This is a genomic window from Citrobacter sp. (genome assembly GCF_050252275.1).
Lineage (GTDB): Bacteria > Pseudomonadota > Gammaproteobacteria > Enterobacterales > Enterobacteriaceae > Citrobacter_A > Citrobacter_A amalonaticus.
The window spans coordinates 1-5,858 of sequence record NZ_JBFWLF010000286.1; the positions used below are offsets into that span (position 1 = coordinate 1).

The 5,858-nt window shown below is 44.9% G+C and carries 3 protein-coding genes; all 3 read left to right on the plus strand.

What is annotated here, in order from left to right; genetic code table 11:
* Positions 1-645, plus strand: a 645-nt coding sequence (locus tag AB7E14_RS19435) for a DUF4268 domain-containing protein (RefSeq protein WP_428169819.1), incomplete at its 5' end; no start/stop codon positions are given.
* A 15-nt stretch (positions 646-660) separates the two neighbouring features.
* Positions 661-3,795 (plus strand): type I restriction endonuclease subunit R, encoded by a 3,135-nt coding sequence (locus AB7E14_RS19440; protein ID WP_428169820.1) that lies wholly within the window; start codon positions 661-663, stop codon positions 3,793-3,795.
* A gap of 45 nt (positions 3,796-3,840) precedes the next feature.
* Positions 3,841-5,858 (plus strand): AAA family ATPase (locus AB7E14_RS19445; RefSeq protein ID WP_428169821.1); only part of this gene is annotated, 2,018 nt, incomplete at its 3' end.

Consider the following 5,858-nt stretch of genomic DNA (forward strand, 5'->3'; position numbering starts at 1 on the left):
GTCACACCTTACCGTTATGGTAACGATGTGTTTATTGATATCAAGCAGGTTATCCCCACGCCGGAAGCGGAATCTTACATGATCGGTATGGCGCAGAAAGAGGCGGAGGAGCAGTCCACGACTGGAGAATCCAAAGCTCGCCACCATTTACGTAAGGCGTTCTGGACCCAGGCTCTGGAGAAATTCCGCGTTAGCTCATGTTCACTCTACAATAATATCAGCCCGTCAACCGACCACTGGTTAAGCGCAGGTTCTGGCATCAGTGGCGTTTCGTACAATCTTATCTTCAGCAAAAAAGAAATTAGGGTTGAGCTTTGGATTGCCAAACCGTCAGCACAAACCAATACATTCGCGTTTGACTGGCTTCATGAACGCAAATCCGCAATCGAAAATCGCTTTGGGCATGAAATTGTTTGGCAGGCCTTACCGGATAAGAAATCCTGCCGTATTACTTACAGAAAACCCATCAATGGCATCGCAGATCAGGAAAAGTGGCCGGAGATGGTTGACTGGTTGGTAGAACATATGACGGCATTTGAAAAAGCCTTTTCAACATGTCTACCGGAACTTAATCAGTTGATTAAGCGAACCTTTAACGGGCATGATGAAGCTGAAATTATCACTGAAGAAGCCGAACACGTTTAACACAGGACGTTACCGATGCTAACCGAAGACGACTTAGAACAGCTTTGCCTGGGGTGGTTTGCCGAACAAGGTTGGGAAATTCATCACGGGCCGGATATTGCCCCTGATGGCAGTAACCCGCAACGCGCCAGCTATCATGATGTATTCCTGACGCCCGTGTTGAACACCTGCCTGCAAAAAATCAACCCGCATCTGCCCGCAGACGTCTTCGAACAGGTTATATCCCGTATTACTCGTGCTGAAAGCCCGGATCTGATTGCCAGTAACAAAACCTTCCATCACTGGCTGCTGGAAGGTGTACCGGTTCAGTACCGCCGCGACGAAGAACTTATCCACGATCACGCTCTGCTGGTGGATTTTAACCAGCCGCAAAACAACCGTTTTATGGTGGTGAATCAAATGACCATCAGCGGAACGAAACAGCCTCGTCGCCCGGATATCATCTGCTTTATTAACGGACTGCCGCTGGCGGTGGTGGAACTGAAAAGCCCCATCGACGACAAAGTGGATATCTGGGATGCCTACCACCAGTTACAGACCTATAAAGATGAAATCCGCGATCTGTTTATCAGCAATGAAGCGCTGATTGTCAGCGATGGCTATCTGGCACGTGTGGGGTCCCTGACGGCTACGGAAGAACGTTTTATGCCGTGGAAGACCATCAGCAATGAAAATGATAAGCCTTTGCTGGAATGGCAACTGGAAACTATGGTACGGGGATTCTTTAACCGGGAACTGCTGCTCGACTATATCCGTTACTTCATCCTATTCGAGAACAATGACGAAACGCTGATTAAAAAAATAGCCGGTTATCACCAGTTTCACGCGGTACGCGAGGCCGTGCAGGCAACGATCGTCGCTTCGACCGGTAAGCAACTGGCCCTGCACAGTAACATTCAGCCAGGCAGTAAGAAAGCAGGTGTCGTCTGGCATACGCAGGGTTCCGGTAAAAGCATCTCCATGTGTTGTTATGTCGGCAAACTGCTACAACAGCCGGAGATGGGCAACCCAACGATTGTGGTCGTCACCGATCGTAACGATCTGGACGGCCAGCTTTACGCCACATTCTGTCAAGCGCAGGAACTTCTCAAACAGATGCCGGTGCAGGCAGATGATCGCGAAGCACTGCGTGAATTGCTTGCAACCCGCGATGCAGGCGGCATTATCTTTACCACCGTGCAGAAGTTCTCCCCGGAGGAAGGGGAAAATGCCCATCCAGTTCTCAATGGGCGCAGCAATATCGTTGTTATTTCCGATGAAGCGCACCGCAGCCAGTACGGCATGAAAGCCAATCTGGACCGGGAAACTGGCGTCTATAAATACGGTTACGCTAAACATATGCGCGACGCGCTGCCCAACGCCTCGTTTCTCGGGTTTACCGGGACACCGGTTTCAGCGGAGGATCGCGATACCCGCGCTGTATTTGGCGATTATGTCTCGATTTATGATATTCAGGACGCGGTGGATGATGGCGCAACGGTGCCTATTCACTACGAATCCCGGCTAGCGAAACTCGATCTCAATCATGGAGAACTGGCGGCGCTCTCTGACCAGGTAGATGAACTGATTGAAGATGATGAACTGGACCTGCGTGAAAAAACCAAAGGTGAATGGAGCCGTCTGGAGAAACTGGTTGGTGCTAAACCTCGTCTCCAGCAGGTTGCCGCCGATCTGATATCTCACTTTGAGAAGCGCAATACCGTAATGGACGGCAAGGCGATGATTGTCGCGATGAGCCGTGAAATCTGCGTCCATCTTTACGATGAAATTATCGCGCTACGCCCGGAATGGCACGATGACGATCCTGAAAAAGGACAAATCAAAATCGTGATGACCGGTACAGCGTCCGATAAGGCAATGCTTCAACCGCATATCTACAACAAGCGAACTAAAAAACGACTAGAGTCACGCTTCAAGAATGTGAACGATCCGCTGAAGCTGGTGATTGTGCGCGATATGTGGCTGACCGGCTTCGACGCCCCCTGCTGTCACACTATGTATATCGACAAGCCAATGCGCGGACATAACCTGATGCAGGCCATTGCCCGCGTCAACCGGGTATTCAAAGATAAACCCGGCGGGCTGGTGGTGGATTACATCGGAATCGCCAATGAACTGAAACTGGCGCTGAAAACCTATACCGATGCAAACGGTAAAGGCGATGCGACCATTAATGCCGAAGAAGCGCTGGCAATCATGCTGGAAAAGCTGGACATCATCCACGGTATGTTTGCCAAAACAGCAACGTCAGCGGGTTTTGACTACACCGGCTTTGAAGCTCACGCACAAAAGCTGTTGGTGCCTGTTGCAAACTACGTGCTCGGCCTTGAAGACGGTAAGAAACGTTTTCTTGATAACGTATTGGCAATTACTAAAGCCTGGTCGCTTTGCTGTACGCTGGATGCGGCACAGCCTTATAAACTAGAGATTGCTTTCTTGTCTGCGGTGAAGGCCGCTATCAGCAAATTTACCAGTGTGGACAAAAAAATAAGCCAGGCCGAGAAGAACTCTGCGCTGAAACAGATTCTGGATAATGCCGTAATTGCTAATGGCGTGGATGATATTTTCACTCTGGCAGGGTTGGATAAACCTAATATTGGCTTACTTTCTGATGAGTTTTTGCAGGAAGTCCACGATATGCCATATCGCAACCTGGCGGTAGAGTTGCTGGAAAAACTGATTAATGATGGTATCCAGTCCCGAACTAAAAATAACGTAGTGCAGGAGAAGAAGTATTCTGAACGTCTTCAGGCTGTGTTGATTAAATACAACAACCGAGCTATTGAGACGGCGCAGGTGATTGAAGAGCTGATCCAGATGGCGAAGGATTTTCAGTCCGCAATGGCGCGTGATGATGCACTTGGCCTGAATCCTGACGAGATCGCCTTCTACGACGCACTGGCTGAGAACGAAAGCGCCGTCCGAGAGTTAGGGGATGAGGTACTTAAGAAGCTGGCGATAGAAGTGACACTAAAGCTTCGGCAATCTACAACCGTAGACTGGCAGGTACGGGAAAGCGTTCGTGCAAGGTTGCGTATCCTGGTTCGACAGACTCTGCGTCGGTATAAATATCCGCCGGATAAAACAGCGGGTGCGGTGGAGTTAATATTAAAACAAGCGGAAGTTATTTCGAATCACTGGACGATGTAACAAGTGAAAGTTTCTGTTAGGAGCAGGTTATAAGGAAATAGTAGTATGGCCAAAATGATTCCGGCATTCGGACCCATTGATAATGATAGTTATGGAGAAAAAACGGTCTATGCCCTGTTAAAAGAAGGGCTGTCAGATGATTTCACCGTAATTCATAGTCTCCCGTGGTTGAGTTCGGCGGCCCGGCATTTGGGTATGAAACTACCCCCAAGTGGAGAAATAGATTTTCTTGTTCTCCATCCTATCTATGGTGTTCTGGCTTTAGAGGTAAAAAGTGGGATATATCGCGTAGATGGTCCTATTTTTGTACATCTCAAAACTAATAATAATGTCGATGTAGTGAAGCAAACACGTAACAATGTTCATGGATTAGCCCGTTGGTTAGGAGGAGCAACAACGTTACGATTGCGTATTGGTTATGGCTTTATTTTTCCTGATAGCTATTTCGATAATAACGTTATAAATACAGCAATGGTTGATGCGTCTGTAAGACCATTTAGAAAAATATTCGTTGATAAAAATCAACTCCCGGAAATTGCAAAGTACACCATTGAGATAATGCACTATTGGAAATCTGCATTAGGAAATAATGATTTAGGAAGTGAACGGCTTCAATTAATAATAAAATCTATATGCCCGCAATTTGATGGCACGCCTGACTGGGGAACCCGAATTATTTATGATAATCAACTCTGGTTAAGACTCACACATGAACAAATTAAAGTCATTGAACTGCTGTCAGAATATCAACGATTTGTTGTGACTGGATGGCCAGGAACAGGAAAGACTTTGATTGGAATTGAATTCGCCAGGAGGTTGGTTAAAGAACAAAAAAAAGTTTTATTTATTACTTTCAATAACCGTCTTTCTGAATACATTCGACAACAAACTCCAGTTTCATTATGCGATGTTTTTACCTGGCACAAACTATGTCATCAGGCTCGTAATAGATTAGCCCTGCCTCCCGAGTCTCCAACAGGCTGGTTTGAATCAGGATGCTGCGAGGATTTACTTAGTGCATTAAAGAAAAACAAGATAAAGGATTATGATGCTTTAATTATTGACGAAGCACAGGCGTTACATTATTCGTGGTTGGAAACCTTATATTTTTGGTTTGAAAATAAAAGAATTATTGCATTTTGTGATGAAACCCAAACGTTCTCTTTTGAAAAAGGGACGAATCACATTGATCTTCAACGGATAATTAATTCCCAATTTTCCTTTAGTTTGACTATTGTTTTAAGATGTCCCAAAGCCGTTACTGATTATTTAATGGCTATCAGGCCTTCATCATATCAAATTACGTCCCCCAGAAATAACGAACCAGATACGCTAAAAGAATTAGTTGTTAACGATCCACTTTCCACATTGCTTAATGAAATCTTAAGACTGAAAGAAAGTTCTGTGCCATCTGATGAGATAACCGTCCTTGTCCCTACAGATTTAGTGAAAAACTTCCTCCAGAAAGACATGAAGACTTTTGATATAAATATTGAAACTGTATCTCGTTTTCGTGGTATGGAATCACCTGTTGTTATTACACTGGATTCCGAAAACATGGAGGATGCTCAATTATTTTGTGCTTATTCAAGAGCAACAACGGCTTTCATTGCAATTTATGATTCGGAGAAATTAGCATGGAGAGAAAACAATAGCTTTCTGCATAAACTGATTAATAGAGAGGAAATCCAGAGAGCAATTAATGAAGCAAAACATAACTCATCCTCCAAAGTTCTTATGGCTAATTTCTTCAGCGAAGGGGATCTGAAGCTCAACACTGTAAAATTAGCATGGTCAAAAAACCTTTCTTCTTGGCTTATTGAATTTGATGAAGAAAATTCTCCAGAGGAAATGTGGGTTGATTATTTATATTCCCACCACGCTTACCCAATTATATATTGGTTCAGCAATTCACGGAGAGTTGTTTATTACATTGCAAATCAACAATTCGAATTAAACACATTAGGCATAGGAACACAATTATCAATAAAAATTTGTGCTATATGTGAAAAGATGATACCTTTTGATTCTGAGAACAATTGTATGCTTTGCAATAAGAAAAC

Bases quoted from the DNA above. Each gene is read 5' to 3' on its own strand.
- AB7E14_RS19440 (WP_428169820.1), top strand. From the start codon at position 661: ATGCTAACCGAAGACGACTTAGAACAGCTTTGCCTGGGGTGGTTTGCC.